This is a genomic window from Streptomyces sp. DH12 (assembly GCF_020873895.1).
Taxonomy (GTDB): Bacteria; Actinomycetota; Actinomycetes; order Streptomycetales; family Streptomycetaceae; genus Streptomyces.
In genome coordinates this window covers 1-390 of the sequence record NZ_JAHWGT010001658.1, presented here as the reverse complement: position 1 = coordinate 390, position 390 = coordinate 1, and the positions used below count along the sequence as shown (strand labels likewise).

1 protein-coding gene is annotated in these 390 nt (G+C 74.9%); it reads left to right on the top strand.

From position 1 onward, the window contains the following. The coding region (locus LPA54_RS41595; protein ID WP_228985545.1) for a response regulator transcription factor at positions 1-218 on the top strand (218 nt) is incomplete at its 5' end. Positions 219-390 lie beyond the last annotated feature (172 nt).

Genomic DNA, 390 nt, shown 5'->3' with positions numbered 1-390 from the left:
GTGCCGAGCTGGAGCGCGCCCGGCTGACCGAACGGGAGGGCGAGGTGCTCCGGCTGATGGCGCGTGGGCTGTCGAACGCGGAGATCGCCGCCCGGCTGGTGGTCGGCACGGAGACGGGGACGTCGCATGTGAGCGCCGTGCTGGCGAAGCTGGGCGCGCGGGACCGTACACAGGCGGTGATGACGGCGTACGAGTCGGGGTTCGTGGCGCCGGGCTGAGCGGCCCGCGTACGCGGGCCCGCGGACGGGATGTCCGCCCGGTGGTCGCCGGGGTGCGCGGCGCCGAGTACGATCCGCCCAACACGCGCACGAGCTGGGAGGACGGACGGTGGGTCGGCTGACCGGCGGGGACCCCTCGCTGCTGCGGAGGATCAACTCCGCGGTGGTGCTG